This is a genomic window from Oceanicaulis sp., assembly GCF_965249665.1.
Classification (GTDB): domain Bacteria; phylum Pseudomonadota; class Alphaproteobacteria; order Caulobacterales; family Maricaulaceae; genus Oceanicaulis.
Genome location: NZ_OZ252247.1, coordinates 1,524,792 through 1,541,801 on the forward strand (window position 1 = coordinate 1,524,792; position 17,010 = coordinate 1,541,801).

Genomic DNA, 17,010 nt, shown 5'->3' on the forward strand with positions numbered 1-17,010 from the left:
CAGTATTGGATGAGGTGCGCCCATGATCAGTCTGGCTCGACGCTTTCAGCCCATCACCCGGGCGATCCGGAAGACGCGTTCTGGGTACTCACTCATGGAGGTCCTGATCGCCGTGGCGATCATCGCGGTTCTGGCGACTTTGGTGGGGCCGCGTCTGTTGGGGCAACTGGACCGGGCAAATGTGACGGCTGCCGAGACGCAAATCCGCATGATTGAAACCGCACTCGACACATTGCGCTTGGACATTGGCCGCTATCCGACCGAAGAAGAGGGGTTGGCGCTTCTGGTCACTCCGAATGAAGCGGTGTCGGGCATGTGGGCAGGTCCCTATCTCGAAGGGGATGATGGAGTGCCGGACGATCCATGGGGACGGCCCTATCAGTATCGTGTCGGCGGCGGCTCTGATCGCGGCCAGGTCTTCTCTTATGGTGCGGATGGGCAGGAAGGCGGATCGGGGCTCGACGCCGATATCGGCCTTTAAGCCATGATCGGTGGGCTCAGCCACGCCCTTTGCAGGCTGCGGGCCGGATATTCCCTGCTCGAAGTTATCGTGGTCGTGGCGATCCTTGGGATTGCCGCCACTGTGAGCGGCCCGTCTATCGGCCGGATGATCTCAGCCCAGCAGGCCCAGCAAGTCGTGCGCGGGGTGGCCGCCGAGATGGGCGCCTTGCGCGCTGAAGCCTTCCTCAACAACACCGCTTTAAGCGCAGATGACGTGCAGACGCGTCTGGATGCGCACATTCCACCTGACTGGCGTATCGAAGTGGATGAGACTCTGTATCTCGCATCCAGCGGATATTGTACGGGGGGAAGGGTGGTTTTATTCGCGCCGTCGGGGCGTCGCTGGGCGTTCGATGTGTCTGAGGGCGATTGCGCACTTAGATCGGCGACGTCCTAGAGCCGGCTCGGATCGCGGACCTGGATCCAGCCCACGCGCCGGATCGTGAGCTCTCGACGAGTGTCTCCGCGTTCAAGCGTCGCCTGGACTTCGTAAAGCCCCACCCCCCAGATGCTTGATCCCAGATAGCCGTCAGCCGGGCTTTCTGACACAAGCTCACGACTCTCCCAGCTGAGCCGCCAGTCACCCAGCTGCATGTCGCCTGAGGGCTGGGCGATCGGGTCGATGGTTTGCAGTACGGCCAGAGCGCTTTCCTGGGCGTCCAGCAAGTCTGAGGCGGTTTGAAGCCGCGCAGCGGTGTTCGCCAGCGTCTGCTGAAACGCGTAGAGTGGAATAATGGCGATCGCCAACAAGGCGACGGCTACGAGTGTCTCCATCACAGAAAAGCCGGGCCGGGTGCGGATCGAAGTCATGACACTCTGTCTACGATAAACGCCAGGACGAAACCAGCAGCCAGGCCTGGAGCGAAGGGCAAGCGGGTGTGGCGGCGCGCCCGGGTGAGCACGCCCAGAACCAGAGTCAGTGCGGCCCCGATCGCCACCCCGAGAGCGGCGGTGACAGGCGGGCACCACAAGCCCAACGCGCCGACGAGTACAATATCGCCGCCCCCTAATCCCATCTCTCCGCGCCGTACGCGCCCGTACAGGCCCGCCAGCGCCAAAATCGCCATGGCCAGGGCCGCGGCGATCATCATGTCCAGACGGGTGAGGCCGGGAGTCAGAAGTGGTGCGGACACCAGTGCAGCCAGCGCGATGATGAGGCTGGCGAGGTCTGCGAGCAGCCCGAAGCGCCAGTCCATGCTTACGGCAACGCTGAGTGCTGTCATGGCAGCGAGAAGGGCGCTGGCGATAATCAGATCGCGGGTGACGACATATGCGCTCACAGCCAGCAGCCCGCCCGCCCCGCCACAAAGGACGGGGCTGATGCGGGACGCGGAGCCCGTTTGCTGCACGCTGATTGTTCGATCAATCCGGAGCGCGGACAGGCTAGCCAGTACACCCGCAACCAGCGCCAGACCTGTCAGCAAGGTCATGCAGGATCCTTAGTCTTGTTGCGTTTCCTGATCCGTAGCTTCGCCGCCAGCGGCGCGAATCTGGAAGGGTTCGCTAGGCGGCAAGAGCGTGCCGTTGGCGCGGGTCTGATTATGGAAATTATCGTTCAGCGCACGCACCAGAGTGTCGACCACCTGCTGGCGGTCATTGCGGGTGTCGAGCACGAAGGGCGTGACTAGAACCACCAGCATGGTGCGGGTCGCGTTCAGGGTTTCATTGCGGAAAGGCGTGCCCAGGAACGGGACGTCCTTGAGCAGCGGGACGCCCGAATTGCCGCGTGTGAACCGGTTTTCAATCAGTCCGCCCAGGACCGCTGTCTGCCCGTCTTGCAAGGAGAGTTGCGAATTCATGGACCGGGTGGAGATGAGCGGGCTTGAGATGGAAGAGTTGTTGTTGGCTTCCGCTGCGCTGGTCTCCTGTGAGATTTCCAAGTCGATGCGATTGCCACTGAACACACGCGGGGTGACGCTCAACAGCACGCCTGTGCTGCGATACTGGACGGTCTGCAGCACATCGGTCGAGCCGCTGGACTGTGAGTTTGCAGCGCGTTGTGTGGTGATGATGGGCACATCATTGCCGACCTGGACCGTGGCCTCAGTGCCGGACCGGGCGACAATGCGCGGCGTCGACAGCACGTTGACCTGGCTGTTATTGGCGGTCGCACTGGCGTTCAGGGTGACCTGGCCGGTACGAACCGTGCCTGAGAAGCTGCCGTTACTGGTCAGGGACGTGCTGAAAGTCGGCGCGATTTCAGAGTCAAACACCGCATCGAGACCATAAGACGAATCGTCGGTCAGGGTGACTTCGGCGATGGTGACTTCGATCATCACTTCCGGCACGGGCGTGTCCAGCTGGCGCGCCAGACTGACGAACTCGTCGTATTGGGCTTGCGTTCCGTAATAGATGACGCGATTGCCTTGCTCATCCACCGTGATGTTTTCAAAGCGGGGATTGCCGCCGCCCTCACCACCGGATGAGGCTCCTGTCGAGGAAGTCTCAGGCACCCCCCCTGTTCCTCCTGCGCCGGTGACGCCCATCACGCCGGCAATGATTTCGGCGAGCATGGTCGCTTCTGTATTCTGAGCTTGGTAGACATGCGCGGTACGCACTTCCCCGTTGAAGGCCTCGCGGTCGAGGCGCACAGCCAGTGCAAGCGCCCGGTCAGCCAGATCGCGTGAGGCGGCGAAAATCATGACCTGGTTGGTGAAGTCGAGCGGTAGCAGGGTCAGTGTTCGTGGCGCGTTAACGCCGACTCCAACCATGTAGCCTTCAAGCGTCATGATCTGGCTCATGGACGCGGCAAGTTCTGCTGCGTCCCAATTGCGAACCCGGACGGTGACCACTTGTGTGCCTGCGAACCGCAATTCATCCATTTCCTGGACAATGGACATGGCGGCGTTGACGTCTTCGGCCAGTCCGCTGAGGGTCAGGGTATTCAACAGGCGGTTATTGTTGATGGTCAGGACATCCCTGTCAGGGAAAGCTTGTTGCAGGATTTGCTGCATGTCGGCGGCGTCGATCGCCTGCAATTCGACAAACTGGACCACGGGGCGCAAATCAGACGGCACGCTCGCATGGGCCCGCGCGCGTATGAAGCGCGGCATCTGGGCGCGCAGCTCAGAGAGTTCCACAATTCGGAAGAGCCCCTCGTTATAGGTTACGCCGAGTCCGTAATCTTGCAGGGCTTGTTCAATCAGCGCCAAGAAAGTCGCAGGCGCCATATCATTGACGCTTCTTAGCGAAATCAGCTCCTGACGCTCGGCCACATTGGGGCCCAGGCTGAAGGGCTGTTCCAGAATGTCGCTGAAAATGGTGTTGATGAAGACGGGAAGCGGCTGAGGCGGCAAGGTGACGTTGATCGAGGCCTCAGGCAGTTGCGGCGTGTCTTGATATGAGACATCTCCGCCGCGGCCGGAATTGCGCAGCGATGGCACGGTGTTGCGTGTGACGGATGGAACCGTCTGCTCAGTAATGACCCCGCCATCAAATTCCTGTTGCGTGGTGTTGCGTGTCTCATTTTCGTCCTGGGTCGAGGCAGAGACAGGCAAGACAAGCCATTCAGGGCGAGTTGGACCGCCTTGTGTCGCACAGCCTGCAGCAAAGAGCGCGGTCGCGCAGGCGAGTGAGATGCGATGTGCGTTCATTGTGTGTCAGGCTCCGCCTTGAAAACCTCAATACGACGAGATTGCTCGCCCTTGATCAGAAGGACTGAAGTCGAGTCAATAGTTTGAATGATCCAGCCGTCCGCCAGCTGGTCCCCGATCTCGCGCACTTGCGCCCCCTCGCCGTCACCATAAAGAAAGATCCGCCAGACGTCTTCCCGTTTGACGAGCGCGGAAAGGGAAGGGTCGTTCAATGATTGCTCAAGCTCTGCGAGGGTTTGCTCTGCGCTAGACGTCTCAGCGCCGTCATCGTCGCGCCGAAGCCGCGCATTCGGGAACAGATCCGATTGGTAAATCGACTGGACATACCGATCAACGTCGTCTGAGGCCGCGAGTTGTGGGGTGTTCAGTCCTACATTGCGTCCTGACGGGGCCTGGCCATTTGTGGCCACGCCGTTCAATAGTCCCGCCAAGAGCGCAAGACAGGCAGCGAAGGCAGCGGCGAGCAATCGAAAGCGTGAGGTCATGACGCGGCCCCTGACGGTCCGATCAGGGCAGGCGCCTGCAGCCGCATATCGAGCGCGCCATTACTGCGGCGCCAGTCAAAGCGTGTGATCGCAAGCTGGTTCTCGGTTCGGCTGAGTTCCTGAAACAGCGCCAGGAATTGGCCATCCGTATCCCGGGCTGACAGTGAGATTTCGAAGATTTGGGCCTGCGCACCCAGAGAATCTGGCGCTGATTCCACATTGACCCGTATGCGCGTCAGCTCTGCGTTGCGGGCCGCACGTTCCACTGCGCCTTGCAATTGAGCAGCGACAATACCGTTGGTGTCGCCTTCCCAGAACCCCGCCTGGGTTTGTTGTAGCTGGGCCTGCAGATCGCCGGCTTGTTCGATCCAGTTCTGATCATTGAGCAGGCTGAGCTCCAGACGCTGGGCGCGCTGCAGTTCTTCAACATCCTGTCGCAGGCTGGAAACAGTAGCGCTCAGCTCGCTCAAACCCCAGACGGCGAGGATGAGTACAAGAGCTGCAAGACCAGCCATGGCTCTGGGCGTGGCCTGCTCCTCAAGCTGGCGCCCCCATTGGGTGTCACGAATTCGCTGGATCATTGCAGGGCCTCCAGCTGGGCGGTCAGAAGCCATTCGCCATTGCCCCGACCGGGTTCCAGTCTGACGCTGTTCATGAGCGGATTGTTCTCCATGGCGCGGACCAGCGCCTCAGGCGCGAAATCGGCATCGGCGCGAAGGTTCAACGCCAGTTGATCATCATTTTGTTCAAAGGCGTCCAGACGGATGGAGAACCGGGCGAGTTCTTCGCTGACGCTGGCCAGCAGCTCAGCCGGGTGACGGCGATTGAGCGCGCTAGCGTACGCAGCCAGCTCGTTGGATGCGGCCTGCGCGCTCCGACGCGCCTCGCTGATTTCAGCAGTCTCTACTGACAGAGCGGACAGTTCAGCATTGGCTGAGGCGCGGGTCTGACTTAAATGCGCCCATTGTCCCAGCAAATAAAGACCGGGTACGGCGATGCACAGCAGGGCTAGGGCAGCCATGTCGCGCAGGCTGATGGACTTCACCCTGTCCAAAAGCGCTGTGTAAGGCTGGCCGTGTGCGGGGCGTTCGGCCAGGACGAGCTCTTCAACGGCCGGGCGGAACTGATCGGCGCCGGTCATGCGCGATACGCGCATGAAGTTGGCCCAGTCCGCATCGCCCGGCTGGTTCGGCCACCAGCGACTCGCCCTTAACTGTCCGTCGCGCCAGACCTGACCTTCATATCCGTCTATGGCCTTCATCAGGCGCGCGCCGTCTTGCAAGGGGGAATGCAACACAGTCTCGGGCAGGATTTCGCCCTCAAAGTCTGTCAGGTCTGACGTAAGGCTTTTAGGCCAGCTCCAAACACCCACCTGATCGGTGCCCCAGTCAAAATAAAAATCAGGATCAGCGATAGGTGTGCGCGCCCGGGCGTTAAGCTTGGCGGCTTCATAGCGGCGCAGGCTTTGCCCGCCGGGCAGGGCGTTCATGGTCTCAAAATGGCAAAGCGCACGGCTGAGGATGACCCGTTCGCCCAAGACCAGGCGCTCAACAGGTCCGCCCCTGCGCTCGACGCCGCGCTTAGCGCTCAGTACGGATTGAGGTCGGTTGGGGAAGCGGCGCGACATCGTCGAGTCTCTCAATTCGCAAAAGGTTTTGCGCATAATCACCCCCAATAGCGTACTTGCTGTGAACCACAAAGGGAGAGATCAGGCTGTTAGGGGTGAGTCCTATCACTGTTCGTTGGACCACACTTGCGTCTGGCGTGTGAGAAATCAGGGTAACCATCGGTCCCGGGGCGCTGAGGGTGCTCAATGGGTCACGGTTAACATCAAATGTATCAGCGCCGATGTCACCAAAGCTCGTGTATATCCTGTTGGCGTAGTTTGCATGTGCCTCTGCGATGGCTTCCGCGCTCGCATGCGGCATTAAGATGCTCAGCAGCGCTTCAGAACTTAGCCCTGGGTTCAGTCGATCACTTCGACGGGTCCGCATTGTCAGCAGCACCCTGGCTGGATCGTCGCAGATGGGCGAAGTCTCCCAGTACTTGACTGCACAAAGCTCCAAGGCATCGCGCAGCGGTTTGTTGGTCGGCAGGCCGGGTTGATCATAATCTGATGCTTCGGCGCCGCTAAGAGTCCTTAGATCGTCTTCATCTTGGTAATCACGGAGCGCCGCCGCGTATCTGGAATGATCGGTTCTTGGGATGTCGAACAGTGAGAGGACATCGGAAACATAAGCAGGGTCGGAACTGGCTGCATTCAAGAAGGTCTGGTCATCATACAATCGGATAATGACCGGATTCAGCGGCCCAACCTGATAAGGTTGCCCGTTGGCGCGCACCACAGCTGAGTCCGGTGTAGACGCGTTGGCGCCCATGGCGAGAAGCGTGATATCGGTTTGAGAGCCGATTGCGACCCCTTCAGGCGTCATGGGCTCTGTGAGCAGTTCATAGATCAGGGTTTGCTCAGCTGAAATGAGCGCGGTCTGGTTTCGGATTTGATCTGAAAGCGCGCTGATGGTGCGCGTAGAGCTACGAACCTGTTCCGCCGCAATCGCGGCGACTAATGCGATCACGATAATGGCCGCGAGTGTCAACGGCAGCGCATGTCCATTTCTTGTCGTCATGGCCCGAGAGTGCCTAACACGTCTTCAATCCGTGGAGTCGGTGGGGCGGTTGCCTGAAGTTGAAAAACGATCGTGCGCACCTCACCGGTCGGGAATTCTATTTCGGCTCGGATCGCTAACGGCAAAGCCCGGAAGTAGGATTGATCAGTTTGAGAGCGAAGACCGGTTTGAAATGGCCATTCAGAGCGCCACACTCTGTCCGTCGGCTCGCCAGGGCGCGCAACAAAGCCGCTTTGCGGTTCCAGCTCGGGCCCATAGTAAAAAAAACGACCCTGAGATCCGGGCCAATATGAAACTCGAAAGTCTCCTGATTGGTCTTCATACAGGAGCGCTACGCCGTCTGGCTCATTGATCAGACGAAGCGTGTAACGCTGCGCATAGGGCCTGTCTGTCATAAGGGCCTGGCTCGTCAACGCGCTGAATTGCGTGTCATCGCCAACAAATACGCCAGGTTCGTTCGTATATTCGGCGCGGGTGTTCTCGACGGCCCGGCGGACGCCGGCCAGGGTGATGTAGTCTTGGGACGCATTGCGGGCGGCCTGTTCGATCCGCAATCCGTTGGAGGCTGAAGCGCGGACGGTTTCCAGAACCGTCGCAGCCAGGATCGCTGTGACCGCGAGCATGATGATGACTTCAAGCAGCGTGTACCCGGCGGAACGGTTCATGGTCATCCAGATCGGTTCAAAATCACCCTTAAGGCCATAGCACGGCTGAAAAGGGGATTGTACGCATTCGGCTTGAGTGAGGTGCATTCTTACTCATGGCTGGAAGAACGCTCGCCTTTTCCGGTGAGCTTGGCGCCGCGCTGTGTAACCAGAGCCGGCGACCAGATCATGGCGCGCACAAGCGAGACGAGGGGCCCGGTCCTGATACGGCGCAAGGCCTTGCGCTGGCGCATCACACCGCCGAGGCCTTTCCAGGCGGCGCCATACGCGCGTTTGAGATACCTGCGCCGTTCCGCATCGGCCCGCAGATACAGATACATATTGATAGCCAGATGAAGGGGAGTCAGGACGGGCAACAACGTGGCCGGTGTGTTCTTGAAAAACACCCAGATCCGGTTGCGGTGCCCGTGAAACAGAGTGAATTCCGAATGCCTGCCGGTCGTCCCGGATCCGGCGTGATAGACGATCGCGTCTGTGAGCTGGATGCAGATCTGTCCTGTCAGACGGACGCGGAAGCCATAATCCACATCTTCGCAATAACAAAAGAAGCGCTCGTCAAACCCGCCCAGTTCGAGAAAACGGGCGCGGTCATAGAAGGCGGCGGCGCCGCAAGGCGCAAACGTCTCGCCTTCTGGAGGATTCTCGCTCAGCGGTCGCCCTTCCAGAGCGCGCCAGGCCACGCCGCCCGCATACCAGACATCGCCCGCCCCATCGAGAATGTCCGGTTCATCCAGCCTTAATTGGGTGGATCCGAACGCCGGACAGTTCGGCCAGCGCCGTGCGCCGTCCAGCAAGGCGTCCAGCCAATTCGGCGCGACACGCGTATCCGGGTTCAGCAAGGCGATCCAGCGCGCCTGCGACGCGCGCGCCGCGCGGTTATTGCCGCCCGCAAAGCCCAGATTTTCGCCCGGGCGATCAATGCGGAACCGGTCATCGGGCAAGGCCAGCGCATCCACTGCGCCGTCCGTGGAGGCGTTGTCCACGATCACAGCTTCAAAGTCCGTGAAACTTTGCGCCGCCAGCGCATCCAAACAAGGCTGCAGAAAGTCGCCGCTATTATAGGCGATGATGATGACCGTGATTGTCGGCGATGTGCGGACGGAAGGGGTGTCGGTCATGCCTGTCCACCCAGCAGAGGCCGATCAGCACAGAGGCTTTCAAAGCGATCACGGATATAGCGCTCGGCCTCTTTGCGTTCCTGGGCCGTCGTGCTCAGTGTCTTTGTGATGGTGTGGTAGAGCGCTTCCGCTTCGCTGAAATTCGCAAGCTGGTCCAGCGTGTCGCGAATATCATTCTGATGGGTGCCCGATGAGTTCAAACGGCGGTTGAGAAAAGCGGCGCACTCTAAGCATGATGGCTCATCCAAAAACGTGCAGATCTCGCCCATCAGCGCATCGGGTTCGGATTGCAGGCGGTCAAACTCGACCCTGAAGACACGATCAGATCCAAGCGCTCTTTCGGTGTTCCAGGCGGCGCGCACATGCTCGAGCCAGAGTCCCAAGGCCGCTTCGCGCTCAGTGGCGACGCCTCCAGCCACGTCAAATTTTTCAAGCGAGGCGATGACGCCCTGAGGCGCGCGCAGATGAAACAGGAATTGCGCCTGGGGGAACATCTGGGCCAGCGCCCAGGTGTAGAAGGTGTTGATCGGCGCGCCGTCCACCCAGCGCGATTTGGCGTGGTCCGGGTGCAGGCGGATGTGCAGGAATTCAGGATCCGCCAGCTGGTCGACGCTGGGGCGGCCATCCTCGCCATACTTGTCCTTGAGCCGCCTGGCGAAGGCGTCATGAACTACGGCGTCAATGGCGCGTCCTTTGTGTTCAAGAAACGCGTCGAATGGGAAGCTGACATTGGAGAGATGTGAGAACTCGCCGCGTGCGGACCCCAGCTTGAACGATTGCAGGCTCGCCACGGCTTCCGCCGCGATCCAGGCCGTCTCCGGCATAGGCTGAATGTCGGGATGCTGGCCGAGCGCCCAAGTCATCACTGAAGTGCCCGAGCGCGGCGCGCCAATGATGAAAACGGGCCGGGGAGTTGACGTGGACATGCGGGACGCGCCTGAGGCCAGCAGTAATCTGCACTAAGGCAGCGTGTTTAGCATTTTTTACTTCAGGCGCAATGAAGCGCACACTTCTCGTCTTGACGGGGCGGCCCCGATAAGGGCTACACAGTGGCGCATCACACGGCGCTGGCGGGACATATGACGGAAAACACTTCAACAGCGATCATGGTTCTGGGCATGCATCGCTCCGGGACTTCAGCGCTTACCCGGATTCTCAACATTCTGGGCGCGGATCTGCCGGACGATCTTATGCCGGCCAACGCCTATAACAAGTCCGGCTATTGGGAGCCCAAGGGCGTGGTCGCCCTGAACGACGCCTGGCTGGCCAAAGCGGACGCGGCCTGGGACGCGCCTTTTCTGACAGAGGATGCGCTCCATGAAGCGCTGCCGCGCACGGCCGTGAAGACGGCGGCGGACATCCTCCTTACGGCGTTTGGCGACGGCCATGAGCTGATCGCCGTGAAAGATCCGCGCTGCACGCTTTATGTGCCGACCTGGCGACAGGCGCTGAAACGGGCGGGGTATGCACCGGCGCAATTGCTGATCCACCGTGACCCGGCGGAAGTCGCGCAATCGCTGGCGCACCGCGACAAGTTCACCGCCGATGAAGCGGGGCTGCTATGGGCCTGGTATAGCCTCAAAGCACTCAAGGCGTACCAGTCCCATGGCGGTGTTGTCGTCAGCTATTCAGCTTTGCGTCAGGATTGGCGGGCGGTCATCGAAAGCGTACGGATCGGCTTGTCCCTTGAGGGGCTTGAGATCACGCCTGAGTCCGCTGCGAAAGTAGGCGAGTTTCTAACCACACCGCGCTCGCAAGCTGAAGCAGAATTCAGTCCAGACATCTCTGAATGCGTGGCGACGATACAGGCGCTGCACGACAAGGCGGAAGCGGGAAGCTTGCTAGATGATCTCAGCGCCTTGGAAGACGAGATCCTGCGCCGCGCCGGACAGAGCCGCGCCGCCATTCTACGTCTCCGGGCAGAGGGTCATAAACAGGTCGCAAAAGTTGAACGTGAACGCGACAAGGCGCGAGAGGCTCAAAAGCACACTGAAGCGAGACTCTCGGAGGAACGCGACCAGGCGCGCGCCGCTTTTGAAAAAGCGAATGAAGAGAAGCGGGCGATTTCAGCGCAGCTTCTGAACGCATCGAATGCGCTCGGGGATTTGAGGAATGAGAATTTCAGTCTCTCATCTCAGATATCCGAACTGGTCAAGGATTTCAAAGCGCTTGAAGCGTCTGTTGAAGCCTATCAGGACCATGCTCAATCGCTGGAAGATGAGCTCAAGAGCACTCAGGCGGATTTTGTCGCCGCAGATTCCGAACGCCAGGCCTTGCGTGCGGAGGCCATGCGTCTGAAAGCCATCGAAGACAGCTCGATCTGGAAGGCCACCACGCCGATCCGGGCTGTGATGGCGCGCCTTCCGGGCGTTCGAAACGTCATCCGGCGGGGTCTGAAAGCTGTCTGGTGGACGGCGACGGGGCAGATTGGCGCGCGCTTGCGCGCCCGCAAGGCGTCACAGCTCGCGGTTCAGCTCGATGAAGCACGTGCTCCGGAGAGCGGGGCGCCGACACATACACCTCGCTCACAAATCAAAACTCTCAACAGTGTGCTCACCGAAGAGTTTGGCGATGGGGCGAGCTATATCCCCGAATTGATCAGTCGGTACGATCTCGCCTTCCAGTCAGAAGGCCAGCCGCCGATCAAGACGGTCGTAGGTGATGAGGCCGCGCGCAAGCTGGCGGAGCGCCTGGCCAAGATCGCAGCCAAACGGCCCGTTGCGGCGTCGCCGGACGTCTCCATCATCATCCCCGCCTACAACCAGATTTCCTATACGCTGGCCTGCATTGAGAGCGTCTTCGCCAGCGCGCCGCAATCGAGCTTCGAGATCCTGGTGGGCGACGACCAGTCCACGGACGGCACTCAAGCCGCCGCAGAAGTGCCGATGGAGCATGTGCGCTGGGTGCGTCATGAGACCAATCAGGGCTTTGTGGGCAATTGCAATCTGACGGCTGAGCATGCACGAGGCCGGCATGTGCTGATGCTGAACAATGACACGCTGGTGCTACCTGACTGGCTGGATACGTTGGTTGAAACGCTGGACGCCGACCCCAAGGTCGGTCTGCTCGGCTCAAAGCTGATCTATCCGGACGGGCGTTTGCAGGAAGCGGGCGGGATTTTCTGGCAGGACGGTTCGGCCTGGAATCTTGGCCGGTTCGATCATCCAAGGCGTCCGGAATTCAGCTATGCCCGGGATGTGGATTACATCTCCGGCGCCTCCATCGCGCTGCCCCGCGCGCTTTGGGAAAAGCTGGGCGGTTTTGATGATATTTATCGTCCCGCTTATGCCGAGGATGCGGATCTGGCCTTCCGTGTGCGCGCCGAAGGGCTGCGTACGGTGTTTCAGCCGCGCTCCATGCTGGTTCATTTCGAGGGCGTGAGTTCGGGCACGGATCTCGCCTCCGGAGCCAAGGCGTATCAGGTGAAAAACCTTGAACAATTGCGCGAGCGCTGGTCGGACGTGCTGGCCGCGCACCGCCCCAATGGACAGCAACCCGAGCGCGAGAAAGAGCGTGGCGTCCAGAAACGTGTTCTGTTCATCGACATGACCACGCCTGAGCCCCAGCATGATGCAGGCTCTTTGGTGGCGGTCGAGACGATGCGCGCGCTCCAGGGGCTGGGCTATAAGGTGACGTTTGTGCCGGTCGACAATTTCTTGTGGACCAAGGCCTATTCCGCACCTTTGCAGGCGATGGGCGTCGAGACGATCTATCACCCGTTCTATTCGCGCTTCGAGCCCTTCATCACGGCGCGCGGGGCCGAATTTGACCTCGTTCTCATCCACCGCTTCGCCGCCGCCGAGCGGGTGTTGGGCGCGGTGCGCACACATGCGCCGAAAGCCAAAATCGCCTTCATGCCGGCGGACCTGCACTTCCTGCGGGAGCACCGCGAAGCTGAATTGTCTGAGGATGCGGTGGCGCAGGAGGCGGCGGCGCAGACCAAGCGTCGCGAGCTGGCGATTATCCGCTCTGCAGATGTCGTTCTGCCGCATTCGGACGCTGAAATCGCTCTGCTGGATGAGGAAGCGCCGCAGACGCCAGCGTTCAAATTGCCGCTTATTTTTGATCCTGAACCGATTCCGGCGGGCTTTCATCGCCGCGACGGCATCGGCTTTCTGGGCGGATTCGGGCATCCGCCGAATGTGGACGCTGTTGACTGGTTTCTTTCGGAGATCTGGCCTGAAGTGCGCGCCCAGAAACCGGATGCGCGCTTTGTTCTGGCGGGCAGCAAGATGCCGGACCGTTTCAAGGCGCTGGATGGCAAGGCCGGCGTCAAGGTGTTGGGATTTGTTGAAACGGTCGATGAGTTCTTCGGCCAGATCCGCGCCTCTGTGGCCCCGCTGCGTTATGGCGCGGGCGCCAAGGGCAAGGTTGCAGCCAGCCTGGCGCTCGGCACGCCGTGCGTGTCAACCATGATCGGGGCTGAAGGCATGGGCCTGACCCCCGGTGTGGACGTGCTGGTGTCTGATGATCCCAAAGGGTTTGCGCGCCATATCCTCGCCATGCTTGAGGATGAAAACCGGTGGAATGACGTACGCCAGGCCGGCGTGGAGTTCGCCCGGCGGGAGACTTCGCGCGAGGTTGTTCGGGCGCGATTGTCAGACATGTTGGTGCAGTTGAAGCTGAGCTGAGAGCCGGGCGCAGAGATTCTTTCAGGCTCGCCCTGTCACACTGCTTGAACTTTTGCCGTTAAAGACGGATTTTAAGGGCATGAGTGCGCCTGAACCTCCTGCCGCCGACGACCCGTTGGCTGATGCTGTTGACCGGTTGAACCGGGCTGTGTCGCGTGTGGGCGCCCGGCTGGAAGACTATCAGCTGCGTTTGAGCGCCGCCGCGGGCGATGTGGAGGCGGCGCGGGATCTTGATGATGACCGCGCCCGTCTGGCGGCTGCGCTGGATGAGGCGCAAGCGCGTGAGGACGAACTTCAGGCCGCCGCGACCGACGCTGCGCAGGCGCTCGACGCCGCCATGAGCGATCTGCAAACCCTGCTCGCCGCAACTGATGATGCAGAGGAGACAGCGTGAGCAAGGTCACCATCTCCCTGAACGGACGCGCTTTCACCATTGGATGCGAAGAGGGTCAACAGGCCTATCTGCGGGAGCTGGCGGGGCATCTGGACACACATGTGCGCGACCTGGCGGACAAGGTCGGCCAGATCGGCGATGTGCGCTTGTTGTTGATGGCGGCCCTGATCGTCACCGATGAAATGCGCGAGGCGCGCGGCAAGGTCGATGAGCTTGAAGACACTGTGCTCGACCTCAAGGGCAAGGTCTCCCAGGCGGACGCGCGCCGGCGAGCGGATCGCGCACGGGCGGCAGAGGCGCTGATCAGCGCCGCAGAACAGCTTGAGACCCTGACGGGTGCGGGGGGCGCTGCAGACGTGACGACTGCGCCGGCGGAGCCCTCAGATGGAGAAAGCGCTTGAGCGCGGGCGGTCTCGCCCCCATCTATGTCAGCGGCGGTAGCTGGACCGTTCGGCAGGTCTTAACATCCCGAGGACCTTACATCTCTGAGAGGGAGCTGCCTCTGGACTGGACCGTGGTCCTATCTAAGCGGCGCCCACCTGGTTTACCGGGTCATCAGGGTTGGAAAACGACCACCGGCGGAATTGGCGCCGCCACCTTGCCTTTTCACCTTTCATGCTGACGGCCTGGCGCAAGACAAACGCTAGGCGCGCTGCCCGGGCGGCGCGGGCTGCGGCCTACGCTAGACACCCTGACGCGGGGCGCCGATTGGTCGAGCACTTTCCCGACAGCCTTTGGCCGAATGTCCGGCAAGTGGTTGCGGGCTACGCCGCCATCGGCGACGAAATCGACCCGCAGACCTTGCTTGAGACCTTTGCGTTGGAGCAGGCGCGCATCGCCTTGCCTTGCGTCGTTGAGAAGGATCAGCCTCTGATCTTTCGCTCGTGGGCGCTGGATCAGCCTTTGGAGCCTGGACCGTTCGGCACGCGAGAGCCTGCAGCGTCTTCCTCTGAGCTGACGCCGAGCCTTGTTCTCGTTCCACTGGTGGGATTTGACCTCAAGGGGCGACGGCTTGGCTATGGCGGCGGGTTTTATGACCGCACGCTGGATAAGCTGAAACAATCCGGTCCCTTGACCGTGGTGGGTCTGGCCTATGAAGCACAGAAGCTGGCCAGGGTTCCCGCTGAAGCGCACGATATGCGTCTTGATTGGATCGTCACGGAGCAGGGCGCTCATCAGATCGCCTGCTGAACCGTATTACAAAGCGGCAAGCTGGCGTCCACGCCATTGACCGCGAGCCGAGCTGCTGTCTGACTGGCGGTGCAAAACCAAGCGGCGGAATGAATGAACGCGCTCGCCTCCCCCACTCTAACGACGGTCTCCCTGTCGAGCCTGACCGGCGAAATCAGCCCGACTGTGCTGAAATGGGCGTCGAGCGCGATTGCTGCGGCATTGCATCTGGGGCTTGGCGCTGCGGCGCTGTATCTGCTTCACGCGCCGACCCCGCAGCCGCTATCGGGTCGCACGATCCATCTGACGATGGTGACCGTTCCCGATCTCGAGCCTGAGCCCGTTGTGGCGCCGGAGCCGAGCGTCGCGCCTCAACCGGTTCTGGAGCCGGCGCCAGCGCCGCCAGCGCTCAATTCTGATAGAGCGCCAGTAGAGCCTGCTCCTGCGCCGCAGCGTCCGGCCGAGACTGCAAGCCCGGCTCCAGCGCCCGCTGAACCCGCGCCGCAACAGGTGCTGACCGCGGAAGGCGGACAAGCGGGCTGGGCGCCGGATGCGGGGCCTGTGGTCAGCGAGCGCACGGCGGGCGCCTTGCGCGGCCTGCTCTGTGCTGGCGGCTCTGAGCATACCCGCGCCGCCGCTGGATGCGATCCGGCGGCGCAAACCGATCCCAATGGTTACGCCGCCTTTGCGAGCGCAGATGAAATCGCCAAGGTCGAGACCGCCTTCGGGCCGATCGAAACGCTCGGCTATGCGGGCGGGCCCACGGTCAATCTAGGCAGCTTCACCTTGCCCGGGCAGGTCAACACCAACCAGCCCCATTATTTATCTGGCGTGCATTCCGCCTTTGGCCGTTTGCCGGTGTCAGACAAAGCGCGCGATCCCGGTTTCGGCGACTGAACCCGATAGCGCCGGGGCGTGACCGCGCGCCGCAGCGCGAACCATTGGCAAGGTGTCCCCACCGGCCTAGAACGCCCTCACTTATCAACTTCAGAAAGCGAGACGGCGATGGGCGCGTTTACGGAAGAGGAAGTCATTGCGGTCCGGCATTATACCGACCGATTGTTTTCATTCCGGGTGACCCGCCCGCAAAGCTTCCGTTTCCGCTCGGGCGAATTTGTTATGATCGGCCTGATGGTTGATGGCAAACCGCTCCTGCGCGCCTATTCCATCGCCAGCCCGGCCTGGGATGAAGAGCTTGATTTTTATTCGATCAAGGTGCCCGACGGGCCGCTAACCAGCCAGCTGCAGCATATCCAGCCGGGCGATAAAATCCTGATGGGCAAGAAGTCCGTCGGCACACTGGTGCTCGATGCGCTGGAGCCGGGCAAACGGCTCTATCTGCTGTCCACCGGAACCGGCATCGCGCCGTTTGCATCCGTGATCCGGGACCCTGAAACCTATGAACGCTTTGATCAGGTGATCCTGACGCATACCTGCCGCGAAGTCGCCGAGCTGACCTACGGCAAGGAGCTTGTGGACGCAGTTCGCGAGGACCCGCTGGTGGGCGAGTTTGTCGGCGACAAGCTGGTCTATTACCCGTCCGTCACCCGCGAAGCGTTCGAGCGCACGGGCCGCATCACCCAATTGATGGATGACGGGATCATCTATGACGAGCTGGGCGTCCCGCCGCTCAACCCCGAAACCGATCGGGTGATGATCTGCGGCTCCATGGAGATGCTCAATTCGTGCAAGGAGCGGTGTGACCGCGCTGGCTTGAAAGAAGGCTCCAACGCCCGCCCGGCCCAGTACGTGGTCGAGAAGTCGTTTGTGGGCTGAGCCGGGAACACGCACCGCTGGCCTAACCGGTGTGCTTCGCCTATATCCGC

Annotated in this window: 18 protein-coding genes and 1 other RNA gene; 9 read left to right on the top strand and 10 right to left on the bottom strand. The window is 61.1% G+C overall.

The annotated features are described in order from the left end of the window. Positions 1 to 22 precede the first annotated feature (22 nt). Both gspG and ACP154_RS07295 read left to right on the top strand, forming a co-directional pair. The gene (gene gspG, locus ACP154_RS07290; protein ID WP_107712346.1) at positions 23 to 481 is read left to right on the top strand and encodes a type II secretion system major pseudopilin GspG; all 459 of its coding nucleotides are present in this window, start codon (positions 23 to 25) and stop codon (positions 479 to 481) included. 3 nt (positions 482 to 484) lie between these two features. Beyond that, positions 485 to 898: a pilus assembly FimT family protein gene (locus tag ACP154_RS07295; RefSeq protein ID WP_421860399.1), complete on the top strand. Its 414-nt coding sequence runs from the start codon at positions 485 to 487 to the stop codon at positions 896 to 898. Here the strand turns inward: ACP154_RS07295 and ACP154_RS07300 are convergent. The 10 genes from ACP154_RS07300 to ACP154_RS07345 form a co-directional block, all read right to left on the bottom strand. Then, on the bottom strand, positions 895 to 1,311 hold the full coding sequence (locus tag ACP154_RS07300; RefSeq protein WP_421860396.1) for a PulJ/GspJ family protein: 417 nt from the start codon (positions 1,309 to 1,311) through the stop codon (positions 895 to 897). The genes ACP154_RS07295 and ACP154_RS07300 overlap by 4 nt on opposite strands. After that, entirely contained in the window at positions 1,308 to 1,931 is a 624-nt protein-coding gene (locus tag ACP154_RS07305) for a prepilin peptidase (RefSeq protein ID WP_421860394.1), read from the bottom strand. Before ACP154_RS07305 ends, ACP154_RS07300 begins: the two co-directional genes overlap by 4 nt. A gap of 9 nt (positions 1,932 to 1,940) precedes the next feature. Then, on the bottom strand, positions 1,941 to 4,094 hold the full coding sequence (locus ACP154_RS07310; RefSeq protein WP_421860391.1) for a secretin N-terminal domain-containing protein: 2,154 nt from the start codon (positions 4,092 to 4,094) through the stop codon (positions 1,941 to 1,943). Then, complete coding sequence (locus tag ACP154_RS07315; protein ID WP_107712351.1) at positions 4,091 to 4,579, bottom strand: hypothetical protein; 489 nt, start codon at positions 4,577 to 4,579, stop codon at positions 4,091 to 4,093. Before ACP154_RS07315 ends, ACP154_RS07310 begins: the two co-directional genes overlap by 4 nt. After that, positions 4,576 to 5,160: a hypothetical protein gene (locus ACP154_RS07320; RefSeq protein ID WP_421860388.1), complete on the bottom strand. Its 585-nt coding sequence runs from the start codon at positions 5,158 to 5,160 to the stop codon at positions 4,576 to 4,578. Before ACP154_RS07320 ends, ACP154_RS07315 begins: the two co-directional genes overlap by 4 nt. Further along, the gene (locus ACP154_RS07325; RefSeq protein ID WP_421860385.1) at positions 5,157 to 6,206 is read right to left on the bottom strand and encodes a hypothetical protein; all 1,050 of its coding nucleotides are present in this window, start codon (positions 6,204 to 6,206) and stop codon (positions 5,157 to 5,159) included. The genes ACP154_RS07320 and ACP154_RS07325 overlap by 4 nt, the downstream gene beginning before the upstream one ends. Beyond that, the gene (locus ACP154_RS07330; RefSeq protein ID WP_421860383.1) at positions 6,160 to 7,206 is read right to left on the bottom strand and encodes a hypothetical protein; all 1,047 of its coding nucleotides are present in this window, start codon (positions 7,204 to 7,206) and stop codon (positions 6,160 to 6,162) included. Before ACP154_RS07330 ends, ACP154_RS07325 begins: the two co-directional genes overlap by 47 nt. Further along, entirely contained in the window at positions 7,203 to 7,871 is a 669-nt protein-coding gene (locus ACP154_RS07335) for a type II secretion system protein (RefSeq protein ID WP_421860380.1), read from the bottom strand. Before ACP154_RS07335 ends, ACP154_RS07330 begins: the two co-directional genes overlap by 4 nt. A gap of 89 nt (positions 7,872 to 7,960) precedes the next feature. Beyond that, positions 7,961 to 8,989, bottom strand: coding sequence for a glycosyltransferase family 2 protein (locus ACP154_RS07340; RefSeq protein ID WP_421860377.1), 1,029 nt, complete (start codon positions 8,987 to 8,989; stop codon positions 7,961 to 7,963). After that, positions 8,986 to 9,915 (bottom strand): sulfotransferase family protein, encoded by a 930-nt coding sequence (locus ACP154_RS07345; protein ID WP_421860375.1) that lies wholly within the window; start codon positions 9,913 to 9,915, stop codon positions 8,986 to 8,988. Before ACP154_RS07345 ends, ACP154_RS07340 begins: the two co-directional genes overlap by 4 nt. A gap of 153 nt (positions 9,916 to 10,068) precedes the next feature. Between ACP154_RS07345 and ACP154_RS07350 the strand changes: the two genes are divergently transcribed. The 7 genes from ACP154_RS07350 (at position 10,069) to ACP154_RS07380 (ending at position 16,960) form a co-directional block, all read left to right on the top strand. Further along, positions 10,069 to 13,620: a glycosyltransferase gene (locus ACP154_RS07350; RefSeq protein WP_421860372.1), complete on the top strand. Its 3,552-nt coding sequence runs from the start codon at positions 10,069 to 10,071 to the stop codon at positions 13,618 to 13,620. A gap of 79 nt (positions 13,621 to 13,699) precedes the next feature. Then, positions 13,700 to 14,014 carry a DUF4164 family protein gene (locus ACP154_RS07355; RefSeq protein WP_421860369.1) on the top strand — a complete coding sequence of 105 codons (315 nt, stop codon included), beginning with the start codon at positions 13,700 to 13,702 and terminating at the stop codon, positions 14,012 to 14,014. Next, on the top strand, positions 14,011 to 14,415 hold the full coding sequence (locus tag ACP154_RS07360) for a cell division protein ZapA (protein ID WP_421860366.1): 405 nt from the start codon (positions 14,011 to 14,013) through the stop codon (positions 14,413 to 14,415). The genes ACP154_RS07355 and ACP154_RS07360 overlap by 4 nt, the downstream gene beginning before the upstream one ends. Positions 14,416 to 14,449: 34 nt before the next feature. Continuing rightward, positions 14,450 to 14,609: non-coding RNA, 6S RNA (ssrS, locus tag ACP154_RS07365), on the top strand. Positions 14,610 to 14,629: 20 nt separating this feature from the next. After that, complete coding sequence (locus tag ACP154_RS07370) at positions 14,630 to 15,205, top strand: 5-formyltetrahydrofolate cyclo-ligase (protein WP_421860364.1); 576 nt, start codon at positions 14,630 to 14,632, stop codon at positions 15,203 to 15,205. Positions 15,206 to 15,298: 93 nt separating this feature from the next. Beyond that, the gene (locus ACP154_RS07375) at positions 15,299 to 16,081 is read left to right on the top strand and encodes a hypothetical protein (protein ID WP_421860362.1); all 783 of its coding nucleotides are present in this window, start codon (positions 15,299 to 15,301) and stop codon (positions 16,079 to 16,081) included. Positions 16,082 to 16,189: 108 nt separating this feature from the next. Further along, positions 16,190 to 16,960, top strand: a complete 771-nt coding sequence (locus ACP154_RS07380; protein ID WP_107712368.1) for a ferredoxin--NADP reductase — start codon at positions 16,190 to 16,192, stop codon at positions 16,958 to 16,960. Positions 16,961 to 17,010 lie beyond the last annotated feature (50 nt).

Coding starts and splice junctions, on each gene's coding strand:
- ACP154_RS07330 (WP_421860383.1), bottom strand. CDS start 7,206: ATGACGACAAGAAATGGACATGCGCTGCCGTTGACACTCGCGGCCATT.
- ACP154_RS07370 (WP_421860364.1), top strand. CDS start 14,630: ATGCTGACGGCCTGGCGCAAGACAAACGCTAGGCGCGCTGCCCGGGCG.
- ACP154_RS07320 (WP_421860388.1), bottom strand. CDS start 5,160: ATGATCCAGCGAATTCGTGACACCCAATGGGGGCGCCAGCTTGAGGAG.
- ACP154_RS07350 (WP_421860372.1), top strand. CDS start 10,069: ATGACGGAAAACACTTCAACAGCGATCATGGTTCTGGGCATGCATCGC.
- ACP154_RS07305 (WP_421860394.1), bottom strand. CDS start 1,931: ATGACCTTGCTGACAGGTCTGGCGCTGGTTGCGGGTGTACTGGCTAGC.
- ACP154_RS07300 (WP_421860396.1), bottom strand. CDS start 1,311: ATGACTTCGATCCGCACCCGGCCCGGCTTTTCTGTGATGGAGACACTC.
- ACP154_RS07345 (WP_421860375.1), bottom strand. CDS start 9,915: ATGTCCACGTCAACTCCCCGGCCCGTTTTCATCATTGGCGCGCCGCGC.
- ACP154_RS07325 (WP_421860385.1), bottom strand. CDS start 6,206: ATGTCGCGCCGCTTCCCCAACCGACCTCAATCCGTACTGAGCGCTAAG.
- ACP154_RS07335 (WP_421860380.1), bottom strand. CDS start 7,871: ATGAACCGTTCCGCCGGGTACACGCTGCTTGAAGTCATCATCATGCTC.
- ACP154_RS07380 (WP_107712368.1), top strand. CDS start 16,190: ATGGGCGCGTTTACGGAAGAGGAAGTCATTGCGGTCCGGCATTATACC.
- ACP154_RS07315 (WP_107712351.1), bottom strand. CDS start 4,579: ATGACCTCACGCTTTCGATTGCTCGCCGCTGCCTTCGCTGCCTGTCTT.
- ACP154_RS07355 (WP_421860369.1), top strand. CDS start 13,700: ATGAGTGCGCCTGAACCTCCTGCCGCCGACGACCCGTTGGCTGATGCT.
- ACP154_RS07310 (WP_421860391.1), bottom strand. CDS start 4,094: ATGAACGCACATCGCATCTCACTCGCCTGCGCGACCGCGCTCTTTGCT.
- ACP154_RS07375 (WP_421860362.1), top strand. CDS start 15,299: ATGAACGCGCTCGCCTCCCCCACTCTAACGACGGTCTCCCTGTCGAGC.
- ACP154_RS07295 (WP_421860399.1), top strand. CDS start 485: ATGATCGGTGGGCTCAGCCACGCCCTTTGCAGGCTGCGGGCCGGATAT.
- gspG (WP_107712346.1), top strand. CDS start 23: ATGATCAGTCTGGCTCGACGCTTTCAGCCCATCACCCGGGCGATCCGG.
- ACP154_RS07340 (WP_421860377.1), bottom strand. CDS start 8,989: ATGACCGACACCCCTTCCGTCCGCACATCGCCGACAATCACGGTCATC.